The following is a 17,948-nucleotide window of genomic DNA, read 5'->3' as shown; positions in this document are numbered from 1 at the left end:
CAGCGCCATTTACGGCCGAGCGGGTGGCAGGAGCAGCGCCTCCGCGCCGACCGGGCGGAACCCGGCCGCCTGGAAGGCGCGTACGCTGCGGGCGTTGCCGGCGGCCTGCTGTGCCCAGAGCGGTTGCCCGCCGGGTACGAGATGCCGGGCGGCCGTGGCCAGCGCCCGCCCCAGGCCGCGGTGGCGGCAGTCCTCGTCGACCTCGATCGCCGTCTCCCAGCGGCCCGCCACGCCTCGGCCCAGCACGACCACCCCGCCGTCGGCCGACCAGACCCGGACGTCGTCACGACGTCGCCGTGCCCGGCCGGCGCGGGCGTGACCGGCGTCCGCGACCTCGGTCAGCCGCAGCGGGGGCGGGCCGGGTAGCGGATTCGCGACGGTCAGGAGGTCGATGGTGTCGGTGCGGCGCCCGGTGCGGTCCAGCAGCGCGACCAGGAAGCGCGGATTCATCGTGGCCGCCAGGCCGTCGCAGTCGAGAGTGGCCAGCGTGTGGCGTACCCATTCGGGGTCCTCGTCGGTGAACACCACGGAGTGCGCGGTGAACGCGATGACGCCGGCGTCGCGGTGGCACGGCTGCGGTACGACGGTGGTTCCGCCGTCGGCCGGCGGGAACAGCCCGTTCGCCGCCGCGCGCAGGATGTCGGCCAGCGTACTCTCGGCGATCGTCGTCTCCTCGGGTCGTCGGAACGCGCTCGGCGGCCGGCGCGTGACGCGCCGACCGCCGAGGTGAGTCGGGTTCAGCTTCCGGTGCAGGTGGCGGTGGCGCCGCCGCCGTTTCCGGTGCCCTGGAATCCGAAACTGGTGGTCTGGCCCGCAGCCAGCCGTCCATTGTAGCTCTGGTTGGCGACGGTGACGGTCCCGCTGCTACCGGTCGCGACGCCGTTCCACAGCGAGGTGACCGTGGCGCCGCTGGGCAGGTTGAGGGTGACCCGCCAGCCGCTGAGGGCGGTGCTTCCGGCGGTGACGGTGACGTTGGCGACGAAGCCGCCGTTCCACTGGTCCTGCACGGCGTAGGTCGCGGTGCAGGCGGCGCCCGTCGGTGGGGGCGTGGTGGGTGGCGGAGTGGTGGGCGGGGGAGTGGTGGGCGGAGGCGTGGTCGGTGGAGGCGTGGTCGGCGGCGTGCCGTCGTCAAGCGTCAGGTTCTTCTGCTGGACCGTCCACTGGGTACGGCACAGGCCGCAGTTGGGCCCTACGAAGTTGGCGCCGGCGGTGGTGTCGCCCTTGAGCCGCCACTTGAGGTAGAGCACCGCGACGCGGCCGAACTCGCCGCCGTTGGTCTGGTCGTACGTGCCACCGTGCCCGACGTTGAGGTTGCCCATGAAGGCGGGCAGCGTGGACGGCAGCTTGCCCCAGTCGTCGATGGCGTTCGGGTAGGCGATGTCGCTGGGCCCGCCGATGATGTAGGCGATCGGCTTGGTGAGCCTGCGGAGCTGGTAGTCGTCGGCGTCGTTGAGCAGGCCGCTGCTGAAGATGCCGGTGGTGGTGACGCGCGGGTCGTTGGAGACCGCGTACGCCTCCAGCCCGCCGCAGGAGAAGCCCGCGACCGCGACCTTCGTCGTGTCGATCTTGTTGAAGTACTTGCTGCCCTGCCGGGAGTTCTCCGCGATGGCCCAGTCGATGGACTGGGTGAGCATCTGGGAGTTGGTCGAGCCGGAGCCGTTCGGGGCGCCGTTGGCGATCGCGAGGAAGCCGTGCGAGGCGATCTCGCGCAGGAAGTTGCCCTGCGAGAGGCCGTTGGCCGAACAGCCGCCGTTGCCCCAGACGAAGATGGGCAGGCGCTCGGACGGAAGCGTCTGCGGCCGGAAGATGGTGTGGTTGGTCAGGGTGGCCGAGGTCTCGTAGTCGGCGGGGTAGGGGCCGGAACCGCCAACGGCGGCATCGGCCGGCGTCGCGCCGAGCGTAATCATCATCGAGGCGATCGGTACGACGGCAACCGCCAACCCCGCGTAGATCTTCGATCTTCTTCTCATGCGCGCCTCCAACGGATGTCACGGTGGGGCTCCCCGCGGCGGCGGTGGCGGCGGTACGTTCGCGCGGCGAGCGCAGGCCACGGGCCAGGTCGATAGGTACGCGTCGACCACCCGGCGGGGTCCCCACAGGCGATCCGATGGGAGCGGTGTGCAGTTACTATCACTGCCGCAACGAAAAGTGTCAATGTCTGTGGTTTCTCAACGCCGGCCTCGACCCGCCGTCCCGCTGCCACTCGACCCGGCCGTCGGGAGGTCGTCCGACGCCTGGAAGTGGGTGATCCACGCGGCGGCGTCCGGCCAGTGCGGTGTCGCCACCTCGACCAGCCGCGCCTGCGCGAGCGCGCCGAGCGCGGAGTGGATCTCCAGGAAGGTGTTCCTGGCCTCCTGTCGGGGCCACGGCGTCGGCAGCAGGTGGTCGGGCAGGTCCGGGTCGAGGTCGGCGAACCTCCGCCAGGAGTCCATGGCCGAGGTTCGGGCCACCAGCGCCCGTGCCGCGTCCACCTCGTTGTCGCGTACGGCCGCCCGCAGCGGTGTGTACCGCCGGGTGAAGGTCGAGTACTCCGACGCGAGAGCGGCCAGGTCGTACGCGCCGGCCGGACCGTGTGGTCCGGACTCCTCGTCGAACCGGACGTGCATCACCGACCACCGGGCGCCCTCGACGTGGTCCAGCAGCTCGCTCAGCGCCCCCTGCGCCGGCGCGGCGTCCGATCCCGGCCGGATCCACACGCTGTCGTACAGGCCCGCGAAACGTAGCGCGCCCAGTGTTCTGCGTACGGCGTGCCGTGACGCCTGCCCGGAAGTCGGGATCGAGAAGGAGGCCAGCACCCAGTCGCCCGTCCAGTGTGGTGGCCGAGCGCCGAACGTCAGGAAGTGCCGCATCCGCACGCGATGCCGGGCGATCGCCTCGGGCGTCAGGTGGTAGACCGGGGGCCGTCGGCTCGCCCTCATCGTGATCAGGCCCCGCTTGACCAGTCGGGACAGGGCGGCACGGGCACTGGACTGGCTGACCCCGAACTCCGCGAGGATCGCGATGACCGCCGCCGACGGCAGGTCGGCGTCCGCCGAGTCGAGATACTCGCCGAGTACCGTCGCCAGCAGGTGCTGCGGGCTGGACCCGGTCTGCGCTCGGGGAGCTCGCACGTCATCACCGTTCACCTCACCAGATTGCCGCACCGGGCGGTGTGCAGCCCGTCAGGTCAGCGCGGCCGCCCTGCGCAGCAGCACCGACCGTTCGCGCTGGTTGGCGCAGAGCCCGGCCGCCGCCTCCAACTCGGCGCGGGCCTCCGCCCGCCGACCGAGCCGGGCCAGCAACTCGCCGCGTACGGTCGGGACCAGATGTGATCCGGGGAGTCGGCCGGCGGTGACCAGCTCGTCCACGATGGCCAGCGCCCGCGCCGGACCGGAGGCCATGGCCACGGCGACGGCCCGGTTGAGCTCGACGACCGGTGACGGCGCGACCCGGCTCAGCGCGTCGTAGAGCCGCACGATCCGGGTCCAGTCGGTCGCCTCCACCGACGGCGCCGACGCGTGGGTGGCGGCGATAGCGGCCTGTAGACCGTAGGGGCCGAGACGACCGGTCGATGCCCTGGCCAGCGCGGCCAGCCCTCGGCCGATCGCGGCGGCGTCCCACCGCCGTCGGTCCTGGTCCTCGAGCAGGACCGGCGTGCCGTCCGGGCCGACCCGGGCCGGGAAACGCGCGGCCGTCAGCTCGCACAGCGCGAGCAGACCGTGCACCTCCGCCTCGTCGGGCTGGAGCGCCGTCAGCGCACGGGCCAGTCGGATCGCCTCGTACGCGACGTCCGGGCGCAGCAGGTGGTCGCCCGACGTGGCCGTCGACCCCTCGGTGAAGATCGTGTACAGGACGTGCAGCACGCCGCCCAGCCGTGCCCGGCGCTCGCTGGACGGCGGCAGCTCGAAGGGCACCCCGGCCGCCGCGATGGTCTTCTTGGCGCGGGTGATGCGGGCCTGCACGGTTGGCACGGGCACGAGGAACGCGCGGGCGATCTCCTCGCTGGACAGCCCACCGACCACACGCAGGGTCAGCGCCACCCGGGCCTCGGGGGAGAGCACCGGGTGGCAGCTGACGAACATCAGGGCGAGGATGTCGTCGTCGATCCGGTCGGGGTCCACCTCCTCGTCCAGCGCCGAGCCGACCGCCGTGTCGGTCGCCAGGAGGGCGTACCGCTCGCGCAGCGCGCTCCGGCGGCGGATCGTGTCGATGGCCCGTCGACGGGCCGTGGCCATCAGCCAGCCGGCCGGATTGGCCGGGGACGCGCGCGGCCACGACACCAGCGCCTCGGCCACCGCCTCCTGGGCGGCGTCCTCGGCCAGCCCGAGATCGCCGGTGAACCGGGTCAGCGCGGCGACGATCCGCGCCGACTCGACCCGCCAGACGGCCTCGACGTCGGCCGTACCCATCAAATTTCGCCGTCGTTCCCGCTGCCCAGCGGGACCTCGTCGGCCTCCGCCACCCGCCGGACCTCGATCTTGGACCCGCGGACCGCCGGGATGCGCGTGGCCCACTCGACGGCCTCCTGCTTCGAGGCGACGTCGAGCAGGAAGTAGCCCCCGAACAGTTCCCTGGTCTCGCCGTACGGGCCGTCCGTGATGATCGGGGCGTCGCCGCCGAAGTCCACCACGACGCCCTGGCCCGGATCGTCCAGCCCTTCGGCCGCGAGGAGCACGCCGGCCTTCAGCATCTCCTCGATGAACCGGCCGGTCGCGGCCATCGCCTCGTCGATCGACGCCATCATGGCCGCGTTCGAATCGTCGGTGCCCCGCATGATCAGCATGTACTTCGCCATTGCCTTCTCCTCCTTCGGCGGGGCCGCCGCTCGCCCCTCGCGCCTATTCGTCGAACGAGCTGACCGCGCATCGACACCGTCGCAGAGAATTCTCCGACGGTGCGGCGCGGACTCGCGCCGATGCCGCGAAGCGGGCCGTCACAGGTGGTCGACGCGGGCGGCGACCCTGCTCGACCTCGTCGGCGGCGTCCCCGGACGCCACCGCAATGCCGCCGGATCGACGCCCGGACTCCGCCCGGCTCGACCGCTCTCATGAAACAGGACCTAACGCCCAGGAGGGGCGCCAGGTCGGCGCGGGCAGCGGCGTCAGCCCCGCGCAGTGGTCGAGCACCGCGCGTAGCCCCGGGTGCGGGTTCGCGCGGCGCAGGAGGAGCGAGAGCGGGTACGCGAGCGTCGGGCGCGCGATCGGGATGCGGCGCAGGTCGTGGCCCGTCGGCCAGAGGTACCGGTCGCGCGCGCCGACGAGGGTCGCCACGTCGGCGGATTCGGCGAGGACGTCGAGGAGCACCTCGTTGCCGAAGTTCGGCCCGGCTGCGTCGATCCGTAGGTCGAAGGCCTCGGTGAGCTGGTCGTAGAAGTCCGCCCACTCACTGCGTGGCGCGATGCCCGGCACCCAGATCCGGTGCCCCCGGAGCTGGGCCGGCGTCAGCGTACGCGCGGAGGCGAGCGGGTGCCGTGGACCGACGAGCAGTTCCAGCGCCGAGTCGAAGGCGTGGACCATCCGCACCTCGCGCGGCAGCGTCGCCGGGTCGGTGACCGACCGGAACGAGGCGTCGACGTCGCCCGCCTGGACGGCGGCGACCGCCTCACGCGGGTCGTTGACCCGCAGCGTCACCACGTCGAGGTCGGTCTGCGGATGGGAGCGCCAGTAGTCATGCAGGACCACGGCCTGCGCGGAGCGCAGACCGAGAACGTCGATCCGCAGGGCCCGCGAGCCCGGTCTGATCGCGGCGACCGCGCGGTCCACCCCGGCGACGATGCCCCGGGCGTGCGGGAGGAACGCCTGGCCGTCGAGTGTCAGCTCGACCCCTCGGGGGGTACGCGTGAACAACCGCACGTCGAGCGCGCGTTCGAGGGCGGCGATCCGCTTCGACACGGCCTGCTGCGTCACCCCCAGCTCGTCGGCCGCGTGCTGCAACTGCCCGAACTCGGCCGCCCGCACGAACGACCGCACCGCCTCGGTATCCACCGGCTCATTATGCCCATCCACAACTGCTGGTTGTGGCTCGCGGGATCCCAGTTGTTTGCTTCCGCGCGGGCGCGAGAGTTGTGCTGCCCCCGGACGTCGGTGGATTCGGGAGGGTCGCATGCGGGGGCGGTTGGGGCGCGATTTCGGTTGGCTGTGGTCGGCGTACGCCGCCAGCACGTACGGCACCTGGCTCGCCTTCGGTGCGTTTCCGCTGATCGCGGTCCGTGTTCTGGACTCTTCGGCGGTCGCCGTGGCGTTGCTGGAGGCGGCCGGTCTCGCGGTCGCGGCGGTTGTGGCCTTCGCCCTCGGGCCATGGGTCGAGCACCGTGCGAAGCGACCGGTGATGATCATGATGGACCTCGTCCGCTTCGTCGCGATGGTCAGCGTCCCGGCCGCGTACGGCCTCGGACTTCTGTCGTACAGTCAACTACTGGTTGTGTCGATCATCTCGGGGACTGCGGGCATCGCCTTCTCCGCCGCGTCCGGGGCGTACCTGAAAAATCTGGTGCGTGGCGCCGACCTGCTGGCGGCCAACGGGCGGTTCGAGGGCACGGCCTGGGTGGCGACCGCGGCCGGGCCGCCCCTGGGCGGCGCGCTCGCCGGGCTGCTCGGTCCGGTCGTGACCGTCCTGGCCGATGCCGTCAGCTACCTGCTGTCCGCGTTCGCGATCCTGCGTGTCGGGGGCGGCGACGTCGCCACACCTCGTGGCCGCGCGGCGGGGCTGCGGCCCGCGGACCTGCTGCACGGGGGGAGGCTCATCCTCCGCGACGGCGTCCTGCGCGGGCTGTTCCTCAACTCGATCCTGGTCGGCGGCCTCATCATGGCCACCGCGCCGCTGCTGGCCGTGCTCCTGCTGGGCCGGTACCACCTGCCGGCGTGGCAGTACGGCCTCGCCTTCGGCATCCCGGCGCTCGGTGGGCTACTGGGCGCCCGCCTCTCCGCGCGCCTCGTGAGCCGCTACGGCCGACACCGGGTCATGATCGTCTCCGGCTGGCTGCGTTCGGTCTTCCCACTCGGCCTCGCCCTCGTCCAGCCGGGTGTGCCCGGACTCGTCACCGTGATCATCGTCGAGGGACTGCTGATCACGTGCATGGGAGTCTTCAATCCGATCTACGCGACCGAACGCCTGCGCCGGGTCCCCGCGGGTCACGCCGCGCGGGTGCTCAGCACGTGGAGTGCCGTCGGCAAGCTCCTGCAGGCTGCCCTGATGGTGGGCTGGGGTCTTCTCGCCACACTCACCAGCCCGCTCGCCGCGATCACGCTGTCCGGCGTACTGCTGCTTGCCACCCCGCTGTTGCTGCCCAGGCGGACACCGTCGGTGGCCCCCGAGGCGAGCACGTCCGGGCGCGACGTCCGGGTCGGGTGACCTTCCGCGGACATCCGCTTTATATTCCCGAACGTCGATGTTAACGTTCACTTAACGTCGTCGTCTGCCAGTCGACATGGTCGTCGGCAGCGGCCCGGGGATCGGAGAACGCTTATGACCACGTCCGGCAGGGTGCTCGGGCTGCGCACGGCGGCGGTGCTGACGGGGTGCGCCCTCGCCACCGCGGTCCCGGTGGCCGCGTCCGCGGCCGCGGACGCGACGACCATCACGGTGGCCGCCGACGGCAGCGGGGCCTACACCACCGTGCAGGCGGCGATCGACAGTGTCGCGGCGAACAACGGCGTTCCGGTCACCATCACCATCAAACCCGGCACCTACCGGGGCGTGGTCACCATTCCCGCCAACAAGCCCTACCTCACCCTGGTCGGCGCCGGCAGTTCCGCCGCCCAGGTGGTGATCGTCGAAGGGCATGCCTCCGGCCAGGCCAAGCCCGGTGGTGGCACGTACGGCACGTCCGGCAGCGCCTCGGTCTTCGTCAACGCCAACGACACCACGATCAGGAACCTGACCATGTCGAACGACTTCGACGAGGCCGCCAACACCCTCGACGCGGAGCAGGCCGTCGCTGTCAACACCTCCGGCGACCGGGTGCAGTTCGACAACGTCCGCGTTCTCGGCAACCAGGACACCCTGCTGGTGAACGCGCCCAGTGTCAGCTCGGTCCGGCGTCTCTACGTCCGCAACTCCTACGTGGAGGGTGACGTCGACTTCATCTTCGGGCGGGGCACCATGGTCTTCCAGAACGGCACCGTGCACTCGCTCGCCCGGGGCTCGTCGTCGAACAACGGCTACCTCACCGCCGCGGCCACCGACATCAACAACAAGTTCGGCTTCCTGTTCTGGGGAACCACCCTGACCAGCAACGCTCCCGCCAGGACCGTCTATCTGGGCCGGCCGTGGCACCCCAGCGGCGACGTCAACGCCCGCGGACAGGTGCTCTATCGGGGCGTCACGATGGGCGCGCACATCCGCACCGACCCCTGGACCGACATGTCCGGCTTCTCGTGGCGGAATGCGCGCTTCGCCGAGTACGGCAGCAGCGGGCCGGGCGCCGTCGTCAACGCCAACCGGCCCCAGATGAGCGCCTCCACCGCCACCCAGTACACGCCCACCGCCTACCTGGCGGGCACCGACGGCTGGAACCCCATCCGATGACGACGATCCGTTCCCTGCGTGCCGCAGCCCTCATCGCGGTCGCCGCCGGGGTGCTCGCCGCCGGCCTGCCGGTACTCAGCGCCCAGGCCGCGGCCGGCGACGGCACGCCGGCCGACTCGAACATCAGCTTCGTCGGCCGGTGGAACAGGACGAACGCCTCGGCCTACGTGCCCTACTGGGCCGGCGCGTACCTGCGCGTCGGATTCACCGGCAGAACGGTGAAGCTCCGGCAGCGCAACACCATCCAATTGTGGGCGAGCATCGACGGTGGGGCGTTCACGTCCTTCACCGGCTCCGGCACGATCAACCTGACGCCGACCGCGCTGGCGGCCGGCAGCCACACGCTGATCGTCAGCTACCGGCAGGTGGCCGGCTCCTACACCGGTGACGCGGTCTTCCAGGGGTTGATCCTCGACTCCGGCGCGGGCACCTTCGCGCCACCGACCCGCCCCAAGCTGGTCGAGTTCGTCGGCGACTCGATCACCGCAGGGGCCACGAGCAGTCAACTCGCCGTGACGGACTACGCCTTCAAGGTCGGTGAGCGGCTCGGGTACGACCACACCCAGATCGCGATCGGTGGCATGTGTCTGGCCGAGACGACCGACGGATGCTGGGCGCAGTCGACACGCTACTGGATGTCCTCCGGTGGCCAGGCCGGCACCGACGCGTGGGACTTCTCCCGCTACACCGCCGACGGCGTGGTGATCAACCTGGGGACCAACGACAAGAGCCACGGCGTGAGCGCCGCGGCCTTCCAGGCGACGTACACCACCTTCCTGACGAGGATCCGGGCCAAGTTCCCGAACGCCAAGCTCTTCGCCATGCGGACGTTCATCGGTCGGTACGCGACCGAGACGGAGGCGGCGGTGCGGGCACGCAACGCCGCGGGTGACGCCAACGTGTTCTACGTGGACACCACCGGCTGGCTGCCGTCCGGCGGCCTGAGCGACTCGGTCCACCCGAACGACGCCGGCCACCAGGCCATCACCGACCGGCTGGCCCCGATCCTCAGCGCACGACTGACCACGGCGCCGCCCCCGACGACGCCACCCCCGACGACGCCGCCGCCCACGACGCCGCCCCCGACGACGCCGCCGCCGCCCACGACGCCGCCCCCGACGACGCCGCCCCCGACGACGCCGCCCCCCACGACTCCCGCGCCGACGACTCCTGCGCCGACCACTCCTGGGGGCGGGGCCTGCACGGTCACCTACCTCAAGACCGGTGACTGGGGTACGGGCGCCCAGTTCGACGTGACGCTCAACAACACCTCCACCGTCGGCATCAACGGGTGGACACTGACCTGGTCCCTGCCGGGCAGTCAGCGGATCACGCAGTCCTGGAATGCCACGGTCACCCAGTCCGGCGCCGCGGCCACGGCGGTGAACGTCGCCTGGAACACGGTGATCCCGGCCGCCGGTTCGACCAGCTTCGGATTCATCACCGACAGCCCGCTCGGCGGAGCGACCGGCTTCGCCCTCAACGGCTCCCAGTGCGCCGCCGTCACGTGATGGCGAGCGCCTCCGATCGAGGCAGGAGTAACCCGATGACGGTTCGCCGATCGCGTCTCGTGGTTCTGGCGGCAACGGTCCTGACCGTCGTGGCCGGCGGGCTCGGCATCGCCACCGCCCAGGCCGCCACCCCGGCGTGCGCTGTCGACTACCGGGTCACCAGCCAGTGGACCGGCGGGTTCGGCGCGGATGTCGTCGTCACCAACCTCGGTGACGCGGTGACCAGTTGGAGCCTGGCGTGGAGCTTCGCTCCCGGGCAGGGCGTGACGCAGGCGTGGAACGCCGCCGTCACGGTCACCGGCTCGACGGTGACCGCCACCAACGTGAGCTACAACGGCGCCGTCGGCACCGGCGCGTCGGTCAACTTCGGGTTCACCGGCTCGTGGAGCGGCAGCAACCCGGTGCCGTCGTCGTTCTCGTTCAACGGCACCACCTGTGCCGGTCCACCGGCAGCAACACCCACCGCGCCGACGCCGTCGCCCACCGCGCCGTCGCCGACATCGACGCCATCGCCGGCGCCGACACCCTGCACCGGTCCGAGCACGCCGCCGGCCAGCCCCTCCACGTCACCGACGCCCGCGCCGACCAAGGTGTGGATGGCCGGCGACTCCACGATGATGAACGCCAGCTCCTGTCCGATCGGCTGGGGCAGCCAGTTCGCGTCCTACCTCACGTCGAACGTCACCGTGCAGAACAGCGCCGTCGGCGGTCGCAGCATCCAGACCTGGCTGTACGAGGGCAACGTGACCTCCACCAAGAACTCGGCCGGCGAGTGCACGCTCAGCTCGACCGCCTACAGCGCGCGGTGGTCGGCGATGCTGGACAGCGGCAGTGGCTTCAAGGCCGGCGATTATCTGATCATCCAGTTCGGCATCAACGACGGTGACTCGGCCTGCCCGCGACACGTGGGCACCAATCGCTTCAAGGAACTGCTCGGCGTCATGGCGACGGCCGCCAAGGCCAGAGGGGTGAAGCCGATCTTCGTCACGCCCGTCGCGGCGATCACCTGCAGCGGCAACACCGCCGTCGGCAATCGCGGTTTCGTCACCGAGACGACGGCTGCGGCCGCCGCCAACGGCGTACCGGTCATCGACCTGCACGCCAAGAGTGTCGCGCTCTACAACACGCTCCGGTTGTGTCCGAACAACGGTGACTACTCGGCGGGCGCGGTCGGTGCGTTCTTCTGCAACGACCACACCCACTTCGAGGCGGCCGGGGCCCGACAGATCGCCGGCCTGATCGCCACCGCCCTGCGGGCGCAGAACATCCCGCTCGCCGCCTACCTGAGGTGACCGCCACTTTTGACACCGCGGCCGACCCGAGCATGATCACCTCGATCATCAGGACGTCATCGCGGTGCGACGCCCGGGCGTGACCATTGCGCGGTGGGGCGGCCGTTGAGACGCCACGGGTGCCCGGTGACCCGCGGCCAGCCTTCCGGCGAGTTCTCCCAGTTCTCCTGCCGGCCGTACACGGTGAGGTCCAGCGCGTGGTAGGTGGTCATCAACGCCTCCACGCCCCGCCCGGTGGTCCAGTAGGTCTCGTAGACGTTGTCGCCGTCGCGCAGGTAGCAGGCGATGAACCCGAAGTCACGACCGTCGGCCAGAGCCGGGTCGGAGTCTCTCGCCGAATACCAGGGGAACGGGTAGCCCATGAACTCCGCGAACGGGGCACTCTCGTCGTAGGGGCCCTGGCAGAACACGGCGTAGGTGACGTCCCGAGCGTGCAGGTAGTCCAGCGTCTGCATGTGACAGGTCGAGAAGGTGCACCCCTCACACTGATGCTCGTACGGCTTGTCGTCGTGCCACATGTGGAAGTAGGCGATGAGCATCCGGCGGCCCTCGAACACCTCCACCAGCGGGGTGTCCCCGCCAGGGCCCCGCACCGTCACTGCCGGCATCAAGGTCATCGGCAGCTGACGGCGAGCGGCTGCGATCGCGTCCCCTTCGCGGGTATGGGCCTTCTCCCGGACCAGCAGTTCGTCGCGCTCGCGCAGCCAGGTCTCCCGGTCGACGACCGGGGGCGCGGCGGCGCTGAAGGCGGGGGTTGCCGTCATGGCGTTCTCCTTAGTAGGTGAGGATCGGTCACAGGTACAGACGACCGAGTCGGCGATCGTCATCGGTGACCGATGACGGATGGGTCCGCGGTCGTCAGTACGGTGGTGAGGACCATTCAGCCCCGGGGAAATCAGATGTCCGACTCGACCGATGAACAGGCGGTCTGGCTGCAGCGCGCCTTCGGCGAGCACCGGCGCGAGTTACACGTCCACTGCTACCGCCTCGCCGGGAACGTCACCGACGCGGACGACCTGGTGCAGGAGACATTCCTGCGTGCCTGGCGGGCTCGCGACCGCTTCGAGGGTCGGGCGTCGGCGCGTACCTGGTTCTACCGGATCGCCACGAACGTCTTCCTCGACAGCCGCAAGGCGGCCGGTCACCGGACGTTACCGTACGGTGATCCGCTGGAGTGGTCCACCGAGCTCGGTCCCTATCCCGACGCCCTGCTGGCCGACGATCCGCAGACCGGTCTCGCCGCCCGGGAGACCGTCGAGCTGGCCGTGATAGCAGCGCTCATGTACCTGCCGCCACGGCAGCGGGCGGCCTTCGTACTGCGCGACGTCCACGGCTGGACGCCGCAGGAGATCGCCGCCGCGCTCGACACCGCCGTGGCGGCCGTCAACAGCCTCCTCCAGCGGGCCCGCCACACCCTCCGCGGGCGCACTCCGTCGGACCCGAAGGACTGGCGCCGCCCGCAGCTCACCAGGGAGGACGAAGAGATCCTGCGCCGCTACGCCAACGCGAAGGGCCCGGAGACGATCCGGGCACTGCTCGCCGAGGACGTACGGATCACGATGCCGCCCGAGCCGCCGGTCGTCGGGATCGACGCGGCCGCGGAGTTCCTCGGCCGACCGCTCGACTGGCGTACCTTCCCCACCTCGGCCAACGGACGCCCGGCACTGATCAACTATCTCCGCCGGCCCGGCAGCCCGCACTACGAGGCGCTGGTCGTCGACGTACTCCGGATCGAGAACGGGAAGATCGTCGAGAGCAACGCCTTCATCGGTGCCCGTCACGTCGCCGCCTTCAGCATGCCCGCCACACTCGAGCCCTAGACGAGTAGGTCTCAAGCCAGGTGTCCGAGTCTGCGTTCAACGGCAGGCAGATGATGTGCCACCGTCCACATCGGCTTCGACGACGGCCCGGCTGCTATCGTCCAGCACCGGAATGACGATCATGGTGGATGTGGGGAGTTGCCGGGGATGCGTAGGAAGCCGAGCACGCGGTTGGCGGGTGCCCTGGTCATGGTGCCGACGACAGTGGCCCTCGTTCTGGTCGGCACCGCCTCGGCGGCGTCGGCGGCCACGGGCACGCCGAGCGGTGCGCCGCCGGCGGCCAACGGTGTCGACGTGTGGTGCGTGTCGACGACCGGCGCCAAGGCGTGCTTCGCCGCGTACGGGGACCGGGTCTGGGTGAAGGACACCAAGGCGAATGGCGCGCCGGCCGCCGGCACGATCCAGGGACCGGACTGGAGCCGACAGTGCATCAACAGCAGCGGCGCGGACGCCGGCTGGGTCATGTGCAACTTCGACGTGCCGGAGTACGACGAGGGTCTGCTGTGGGCGGTCAACAACCCGTTCATCGGCAACGAGAGCAGCACGGAGATCTACACCAGCGGCCCGATCTGACGCCGGCGTTCGCGTAACGAGCCCCGGTCCGTCAGACCAGCGGCGCCTGCGCGGACCGTCCGCCGTCGCCGGCCGCGCGCACGCCTTCGGCAGCGGTGATCGGGGCGCTGATCGGGGCGGTGATGATCCGGCTCGGCAGCACCGGCGCGTCCCGACCCGTGCCCCGGCGCGCGCCGCCGGTGGTCGACTGTTCGTGGTAGTCCTGCTCCACGTTGACCGACCAGATGTCGTGGGTGCTGCCGGTGACGATGTTCTCCACGGTCAACATCGCCGTGAGCATCGAATGGTCCTGGTTGTTGTAGCGGTGCATGCCGTTGCGTCCCACCGGGTGCACGTTCGGCACGGCCTCGGCCAGCCACGCCCGGATCACGTCCACGTTGTGCTGGTAGCGCTCGTCGTACACCGGATAGGCCTTTGGCATGCGCACGACGTAGCCGGCCTCGACGACCCCCGGCCGGACCAGGCCCAACCGCTCCAGCTCCGCGGTCGCGAGGGCCACCAGGTCGGCGTCGGCGGTACGCCACATCTCGTCGTCCTCGAAGACGAAGTACTCCAGGCCCAGGCAGGTGCGCCCGTCCTTGACGAGGTACGGCGACCAGGAGCCGAAGTTCTGGATCCGGCCCACCCGCACCGCGGGATCGTGTACGTAGATCCAGTTGTCGGGGAACGAGAACTCGGCCGGTACCACCAGGGCGACGGTCAGGAAGTCGCGGTAGCGCAGGTCGGCGGCGCAGGCCAGCACGTGCGGGGGCGCCGGTGGGCGGAGCGCGGCGACCAGCTCCGAGATCGGCATCGACGAGATCACGTCGTCGGCCGGCTCGGTACGCTGCCCGCCCGCGCCGTTGACCGTCACGCTGATCGCCCGGCGTCGTTTCGGGTCGCGGTGCACGGCGGTCACCCAGGTGCCGGTCGACACCTCCCCGCCGCGCTGGCGTACCTGGTCGGCGCAGCGTTCCCACATCATCCCCGGCCCGTACTTCGGGTACTGGAACTCCTCGATCAGGCTGGTCACGTCGGTGCGGCGGCGTCCGGGCAGCACCGCGTTGCGGATCGCCGTGGCCAGTGACAGGTTCTTGATCCGCTGCGCGGCCCAGTCGGCCCGCAGCCGGTCCGCGGGCATACCCCAGACCTTCTCGGTGTACGTCTTGAAGAAGATCGAGTACAGCCGCCAGCCGAACCGGGCCGACACCCAGCCTTCGAAGTGCGACTGGTCGCGCGGTGGGCGGACCCGCGCCCGGGCGTACGAGGCGAGGCACCGCACCGCCTCCGGCAGGCCCAGGTTGCGCAGGGCGTTCGTCGCGCTCAGCGGGTAGTTGAACAGGGCGCCCCGGTAGAAGATCCGACTCATCCGGGGCCGGGTCAGGAAGTCCTCGTCGGGCAGGATCTCGTGCCAGAACGCCTCCACCCGGGGGACCTTGGTGAAGAACCGGTGTCCGCCGATGTCGAAGCGCCACCCGTCGCGTTCCACGGTCCGGCTGATCCCGCCGACCACCTCGTCGGCCTCGAAGACCCGGACCGGCCGCCCGTGCCGGAGCAACTCGTACGCCGCCGTGAGCCCCGCCGGCCCCGCGCCGATGACCACCGTGCCGTGTTGCTCGCTCATGCCGCCGTACTCCCTGTTACTGGTCGAGGCGGCCCGCGTACCCGTTATGACCGGGATGTCACCTCGGGTCCTGGTGGGTTTCTCCTCCGGCGAGGTCTGTCGGGGCGTACAACGGGGAGGGCAGCGGGCGGTTCGGCGGACCGGGGGAGCGGGGCGGATGCACCGGTGGCGGGTCGGCCGGCGGCGTGCGACGGCGCTGGTCCAGACGGGCGCGCGACTGGTCCGCCGGGTGCCGCCGCCCTGGCCGTACCTGATCGGGCTCTTTTTCGGCGGGAAGCTGCTGCTGACCCTGCTCGGCCTCCTGGTCCTGCACGCCTGGGACGGCATCCCCGGGGCGCCGCCGCCGGACGAGGCGCTGATGTGGGCGCAGCAGCGGGAGATCTCCGGGCACCGGTGGATCTCCTTCTGGTTCGCCTGGGACGCGCTGCTCTACCTGCGGCTGAGCGAGCTGCCGCTGACCGGGCGACCGTGGGGGGACTTCGGCTTTCCGCTGCTCTACCCCTTCCTCGCCCGGCCGGTCGGCGCGCTGCTGGGCGGCGACAACGCGCTGGCCCTGCTGTTGATCAGCAATCTCGCGTTTCTGGGCGCCCTGGTGTACGGCTACCGGCTGGCCGAGCTGCTGCTCGGCGACGCCGACGCGGCTCGTCGGTTCACCCGCTACCTGGTGCTCCTGCCGACGGCGTTCCTGTTCCAGGCCGCGCTGACCGAGTCGCTATTCGTCTGCCTCGCGCTGGCCGCCTTCTACTACGCCGAGCGCCGTCGGTGGTTACTGGTCGGCGTGGTCGGCTACTTCCTGGCGATGAGCCGGTCGCTCGGACTACTCGTCGTCCTGCCATTGGCGCTCGTGCTGCTGCGCCAGCACGACTGGCGGCTCGGTCCGCGTGCCCTGCTCGGATACCTGCGGACCGGCTGGCCGGTGCTGCTGCTGCCCGCCGGATGGTTCACCTTCATGGCGTTCTGCAAGTGGCGGGGCGGGGACTGGTTCGCCTACCAGCACGCCCAGAAGGCCGGCTGGGGGATCGAGGCGCAGAACCCCTTTCCGGTGGTCCTGGGCGGGCTCACCGGCGAGCCGCGGGACGCCGCCCGGGTCCTGTTCGCGCTGGTTGTGCTGGCCGTCCTGGCCGCCGGCTTCCGCCGTCGGGAGCTGCCCTACCTGGTCTACGGCGTGCTCATGGTGGTGGTGCCGCTGTCGCTGGGTCCGGCGGTCTACAAGAGCCTGCTGCGGTACCTGCTGGCCGCGTTCCCGGTGGCCCTGGTGCTGGCCCGCTGGGCCCGCCGGGCGAGCGTCGACGGGTGGCTCACGGCGGCGCTCGCCCTCGTGCAGGGGGCGCTGTTCGTGCTCTGGCTCACCTACTGGACCCACATGATCATCTGATTGGACGGACGTTGGTCGGGGCAGGATGAGGCGATGACCGCGCCACGGGTACGCCTCGACGACCTGGGCTGCTGGCTGATCAAGGGCAACGCGGACACCGTCGACCACCTGACGGTGGCCCAGTTCGCCGCCCTGCGGACGCACCTGCCGGTCTGAGTCCCGGCGACCCTGTGCGAGCCTGGTACCCGTCGTCGCCAACTTCGGGGGAGGCCCGGTGTTCGCCCTGGCGCTGAACGAGGATGTCGAGCTGCGCGCGTTGGACCCCTGGCGGGCCGAGGAGTTCCTCGCCCACCTCGACCGGGCGCGGGACCACATAAGTCCCTGGGTGGCGCCGTCCTTCGTCGCCACCGACCTGCCGTCGGCCCGGGCCGTGCTGCAGCGCTACGCCGACCGCTGGGCGGCCGACGCCGGCGGTATCTGGGGCCTGTGGTGGCGCGGCACCCTGGTCGGCGGGGTGATGTTCGTGTCGTTCGACGTCACGCTGGGCCTGTGCGAGGTCGGCTGCTGGGTGGAGCCGGCGGCGCAGGGCCGGGGCTTCGTCGCCCCCGCGGTACGGCGCATCGTCGACTGGGCGGTGCGGGAGCGCGGCATCCACCGCGTCGAGTGGCGGACGAACGCCGCCAACGTCCGCAGCATCGCCCTCGCCCGCCGGCTGGGCCTGCGCCACGACGGCACCCTGCGTCAGGTCTACCCGGGCCCGGACGGTCGCATCGACCTGGAGATCTGGTCGGTGTTGGCCGACGAGTGGCCGGCCGCGTCCGCACCGCCGCCACCCACCGTCCACTGACGACGACTGATTTCTGTCGTACCCGGGCGGCAGCATGCATCCATGGCCATCCCCGCGCTCACCCCGCATACCGACCCGCCGCGCTCCGTGCCGCTGCGTGAGGCGCGCACCCGGTTCAGTCAGCTCGTCGCGTTGGCCGAGCTGACCGACGCGGTCACCGTCGTCACCCGCGACGGCGATCCCCGCCCGGTCGCCGCGATCGTTCCCGCCGCCGCGGCCCGCAGCGCCGCCCAGGCCCGCGCCGACGCCGACCGGCTCGCCGCGGTCACCGCCGGGTGGGCCCGCCGCCTCGACGAGCAGCACCGCCGCAGCAGCCAACGGCACGCCGCCGAGCTGGGCGCGGTCCGCGCGGCGCTGGCCGAGGTGTGGGCCGAGCTGGACCGCCGGGTCGTCCCGGGCAGCGACCCGACGCTGGCCCGGCTGCGCGCCGCGCACGCCGACCTGCTGGCCGACTGACCTCCGCTTACCGGGGCCGGTGGCGA

18 protein-coding genes are annotated in these 17,948 nt (G+C 71.2%); 10 read left to right on the top strand and 8 right to left on the bottom strand.

Going from position 1 to position 17,948, the window contains the following annotated elements; translation table 11 throughout:
• Nucleotides 1-9 precede the first annotated feature (9 nt).
• The 6 genes from ACQP0N_RS18185 to ACQP0N_RS18160 form a co-directional block, all read right to left on the bottom strand.
• Nucleotides 10-663, bottom strand: a complete 654-nt coding sequence (locus tag ACQP0N_RS18185) for a GNAT family N-acetyltransferase (protein ID WP_433121691.1) — start codon at nucleotides 661-663, stop codon at nucleotides 10-12.
• Between the two features lie 74 nt (nucleotides 664-737).
• Complete coding sequence (locus ACQP0N_RS18180) at nucleotides 738-1,970, bottom strand: cellulose binding domain-containing protein (RefSeq protein WP_433111943.1); 1,233 nt, start codon at nucleotides 1,968-1,970, stop codon at nucleotides 738-740.
• Between the two features lie 198 nt (nucleotides 1,971-2,168).
• Entirely contained in the window at nucleotides 2,169-3,110 is a 942-nt protein-coding gene (locus tag ACQP0N_RS18175; RefSeq protein WP_433111940.1) for a PaaX family transcriptional regulator, read from the bottom strand.
• Between the two features lie 51 nt (nucleotides 3,111-3,161).
• Complete coding sequence (locus tag ACQP0N_RS18170; protein ID WP_433111937.1) at nucleotides 3,162-4,388, bottom strand: RNA polymerase sigma factor; 1,227 nt, start codon at nucleotides 4,386-4,388, stop codon at nucleotides 3,162-3,164.
• Nucleotides 4,388-4,774 (bottom strand): YciI family protein, encoded by a 387-nt coding sequence (locus ACQP0N_RS18165; RefSeq protein WP_433111934.1) that lies wholly within the window; start codon nucleotides 4,772-4,774, stop codon nucleotides 4,388-4,390. Before ACQP0N_RS18165 ends, ACQP0N_RS18170 begins: the two co-directional genes overlap by 1 nt.
• A gap of 250 nt (nucleotides 4,775-5,024) precedes the next feature.
• A complete protein-coding gene (locus ACQP0N_RS18160) occupies nucleotides 5,025-5,963 on the bottom strand; it encodes a LysR family transcriptional regulator (protein ID WP_433111931.1) in 939 nt (312 codons plus the stop codon).
• A gap of 118 nt (nucleotides 5,964-6,081) precedes the next feature.
• On the opposite strand from ACQP0N_RS18160, the gene ACQP0N_RS18155 reads away from it, so the two are divergent.
• The 4 genes from ACQP0N_RS18155 to ACQP0N_RS18140 all read left to right on the top strand — a co-directional run bounded on the left by ACQP0N_RS18155 (nucleotide 6,082) and on the right by ACQP0N_RS18140 (nucleotide 11,308).
• A complete protein-coding gene (locus tag ACQP0N_RS18155; protein ID WP_433111928.1) occupies nucleotides 6,082-7,329 on the top strand; it encodes an MFS transporter in 1,248 nt (415 codons plus the stop codon).
• A gap of 114 nt (nucleotides 7,330-7,443) precedes the next feature.
• A complete protein-coding gene (locus ACQP0N_RS18150; RefSeq protein WP_433111926.1) occupies nucleotides 7,444-8,505 on the top strand; it encodes a pectinesterase family protein in 1,062 nt (353 codons plus the stop codon).
• Nucleotides 8,502-10,016, top strand: a complete 1,515-nt coding sequence (locus ACQP0N_RS18145; protein WP_433111923.1) for a cellulose binding domain-containing protein — start codon at nucleotides 8,502-8,504, stop codon at nucleotides 10,014-10,016. The genes ACQP0N_RS18150 and ACQP0N_RS18145 overlap by 4 nt, the downstream gene beginning before the upstream one ends.
• Nucleotides 10,017-10,051: 35 nt before the next feature.
• Complete coding sequence (locus ACQP0N_RS18140; RefSeq protein WP_433111920.1) at nucleotides 10,052-11,308, top strand: cellulose binding domain-containing protein; 1,257 nt, start codon at nucleotides 10,052-10,054, stop codon at nucleotides 11,306-11,308.
• Between the two features lie 56 nt (nucleotides 11,309-11,364).
• Here ACQP0N_RS18140 and ACQP0N_RS18135 read toward each other — a convergent pair whose 3' ends face one another.
• Nucleotides 11,365-12,072 (bottom strand): DUF899 family protein, encoded by a 708-nt coding sequence (locus ACQP0N_RS18135; RefSeq protein WP_433111917.1) that lies wholly within the window; start codon nucleotides 12,070-12,072, stop codon nucleotides 11,365-11,367.
• Nucleotides 12,073-12,207: 135 nt separating this feature from the next.
• Between ACQP0N_RS18135 and ACQP0N_RS18130 the strand changes: the two genes are divergently transcribed.
• Both ACQP0N_RS18130 and ACQP0N_RS18125 read left to right on the top strand, forming a co-directional pair.
• Nucleotides 12,208-13,128 carry an RNA polymerase subunit sigma-70 gene (locus ACQP0N_RS18130; RefSeq protein ID WP_433111914.1) on the top strand — a complete coding sequence of 307 codons (921 nt, stop codon included), beginning with the start codon at nucleotides 12,208-12,210 and terminating at the stop codon, nucleotides 13,126-13,128.
• A 147-nt stretch (nucleotides 13,129-13,275) separates the two neighbouring features.
• Complete coding sequence (locus tag ACQP0N_RS18125; protein ID WP_433111911.1) at nucleotides 13,276-13,701, top strand: hypothetical protein; 426 nt, start codon at nucleotides 13,276-13,278, stop codon at nucleotides 13,699-13,701.
• Nucleotides 13,702-13,732: 31 nt separating this feature from the next.
• On the opposite strand, the gene ACQP0N_RS18120 is transcribed toward ACQP0N_RS18125, so the two are convergent.
• A complete protein-coding gene (locus ACQP0N_RS18120) occupies nucleotides 13,733-15,304 on the bottom strand; it encodes an NAD(P)/FAD-dependent oxidoreductase (RefSeq protein WP_433111909.1) in 1,572 nt (523 codons plus the stop codon).
• A 157-nt stretch (nucleotides 15,305-15,461) separates the two neighbouring features.
• Between ACQP0N_RS18120 and ACQP0N_RS18115 the strand changes: the two genes are divergently transcribed.
• The 4 genes from ACQP0N_RS18115 to ACQP0N_RS18100 are packed head-to-tail and all read left to right on the top strand — an operon-like array spanning nucleotide 15,462 to nucleotide 17,922.
• Nucleotides 15,462-16,679, top strand: coding sequence for a hypothetical protein (locus tag ACQP0N_RS18115; protein WP_433111906.1), 1,218 nt, complete (start codon nucleotides 15,462-15,464; stop codon nucleotides 16,677-16,679).
• Between the two features lie 33 nt (nucleotides 16,680-16,712).
• Nucleotides 16,713-16,835 (top strand): hypothetical protein, encoded by a 123-nt coding sequence (locus tag ACQP0N_RS18110; RefSeq protein ID WP_433111903.1) that lies wholly within the window; start codon nucleotides 16,713-16,715, stop codon nucleotides 16,833-16,835.
• Nucleotides 16,836-16,893: 58 nt separating this feature from the next.
• Nucleotides 16,894-17,466: a GNAT family N-acetyltransferase gene (locus tag ACQP0N_RS18105; RefSeq protein ID WP_433111900.1), complete on the top strand. Its 573-nt coding sequence runs from the start codon at nucleotides 16,894-16,896 to the stop codon at nucleotides 17,464-17,466.
• A gap of 42 nt (nucleotides 17,467-17,508) precedes the next feature.
• The gene (locus tag ACQP0N_RS18100; RefSeq protein WP_355049688.1) at nucleotides 17,509-17,922 is read left to right on the top strand and encodes a type II toxin-antitoxin system prevent-host-death family antitoxin; all 414 of its coding nucleotides are present in this window, start codon (nucleotides 17,509-17,511) and stop codon (nucleotides 17,920-17,922) included.
• Nucleotides 17,923-17,948: the final 26 nt, after the last annotated feature.

Source organism: Micromonospora sp. CA-246542 (assembly GCF_050942905.1).
Lineage (GTDB): Bacteria > Actinomycetota > Actinomycetes > Mycobacteriales > Micromonosporaceae > Micromonospora.
This window is presented reverse-complemented; position numbering and strand designations above follow the sequence as displayed.

Bases quoted from the DNA above. Each gene is read 5' to 3' on its own strand.
- ACQP0N_RS18130 (WP_433111914.1), top strand. From the start codon at position 12,208: ATGTCCGACTCGACCGATGAACAGGCGGTCTGGCTGCAGCGCGCCTTC.
- ACQP0N_RS18100 (WP_355049688.1), top strand. From the start codon at position 17,509: ATGGCCATCCCCGCGCTCACCCCGCATACCGACCCGCCGCGCTCCGTG.
- ACQP0N_RS18140 (WP_433111920.1), top strand. From the start codon at position 10,052: ATGACGGTTCGCCGATCGCGTCTCGTGGTTCTGGCGGCAACGGTCCTG.
- ACQP0N_RS18155 (WP_433111928.1), top strand. From the start codon at position 6,082: ATGCGGGGGCGGTTGGGGCGCGATTTCGGTTGGCTGTGGTCGGCGTAC.
- ACQP0N_RS18150 (WP_433111926.1), top strand. From the start codon at position 7,444: ATGACCACGTCCGGCAGGGTGCTCGGGCTGCGCACGGCGGCGGTGCTG.
- ACQP0N_RS18135 (WP_433111917.1), bottom strand. From the start codon at position 12,072: ATGACGGCAACCCCCGCCTTCAGCGCCGCCGCGCCCCCGGTCGTCGAC.
- ACQP0N_RS18145 (WP_433111923.1), top strand. From the start codon at position 8,502: ATGACGACGATCCGTTCCCTGCGTGCCGCAGCCCTCATCGCGGTCGCC.
- ACQP0N_RS18180 (WP_433111943.1), bottom strand. From the start codon at position 1,970: ATGAGAAGAAGATCGAAGATCTACGCGGGGTTGGCGGTTGCCGTCGTA.
- ACQP0N_RS18120 (WP_433111909.1), bottom strand. From the start codon at position 15,304: ATGAGCGAGCAACACGGCACGGTGGTCATCGGCGCGGGGCCGGCGGGG.
- ACQP0N_RS18110 (WP_433111903.1), top strand. From the start codon at position 16,713: ATGACCGCGCCACGGGTACGCCTCGACGACCTGGGCTGCTGGCTGATC.
- ACQP0N_RS18165 (WP_433111934.1), bottom strand. From the start codon at position 4,774: ATGGCGAAGTACATGCTGATCATGCGGGGCACCGACGATTCGAACGCG.
- ACQP0N_RS18125 (WP_433111911.1), top strand. From the start codon at position 13,276: ATGCGTAGGAAGCCGAGCACGCGGTTGGCGGGTGCCCTGGTCATGGTG.
- ACQP0N_RS18115 (WP_433111906.1), top strand. From the start codon at position 15,462: ATGCACCGGTGGCGGGTCGGCCGGCGGCGTGCGACGGCGCTGGTCCAG.
- ACQP0N_RS18170 (WP_433111937.1), bottom strand. From the start codon at position 4,388: ATGGGTACGGCCGACGTCGAGGCCGTCTGGCGGGTCGAGTCGGCGCGG.